The sequence below is a fragment of the Pseudomonas sp. LJDD11 genome, assembly GCF_024584215.1.
Classification (GTDB): Bacteria; Pseudomonadota; Gammaproteobacteria; order Pseudomonadales; family Pseudomonadaceae; genus Aquipseudomonas.
Map to the genome: position 1 here is coordinate 1 of NZ_JANJFL010000093.1, position 648 is coordinate 648.

Sequence of the window (648 nt, forward strand, 5' to 3'; positions counted from 1 at the left end):
TACCAGGGCAAATCGCTGCGCCAGCGTTCGCTGCGGCCGCGATACAGGCTCGACGTTTTCAGGGTCTTGAGCGCATCCTTGAAGCGCGCTTTCAATTCTTTCTGTTCTTCGTCGATCTGCTCTTCGCGGCGAAGACGATCCTGGCCGTCTTCGCTCTCTTCCATCGCTTTCTTGCGAACACCGGCGCGCCAGCTGACGAAGACCATGGTCAGGCCCCAGATCAGGAACAGCACACTGATGGTCAGCAGGCGGGACGTCGAGCCTTCCCAGAACTTGTAGTCATTGACCGCCAGCAGCGGCCCCACGAACCACACCAGCAACGCGACAAACAGTACCAGCAGCAGTGTCCAGACCCATGTCTTGCGCAGGAATGCGCCGACTTTCTTGAAAAAATTCTTCATCACGCGTCCCTGATTACGGCTGCGACTGCGGCTGAACCGCGGTCTGGTCAAACGGCTGATAAGGTTGCAGAACGGTGTCGCGCTGCTCGCCCAGCATCCAGGCGAAACCGGAATACATCACCACCAGGCAGACGAAGGTAAACAGCACCACCATCCACACCGGCACGATGCGTACCAGGCTGCGGCGCTGATCGTTCAAGCCCTCCCAATGGGGCGACAGCTCACGGGGTACATCACCGCGCAATTG

Annotated in this window: 1 protein-coding gene and 1 pseudogene; both read right to left on the minus strand. The window is 59.0% G+C overall.

Features of this window, described 5'->3' with window-relative positions:
- Positions 1–401: pseudogene (locus NRB16_RS28915) on the minus strand (type VI secretion system membrane subunit TssM); the annotation flags it as partial.
- A gap of 13 nt (positions 402–414) precedes the next feature.
- Positions 415–648 (minus strand): DotU family type IV/VI secretion system protein (locus tag NRB16_RS28920; protein ID WP_257107570.1); only part of this gene is annotated, 234 nt, incomplete at its 5' end.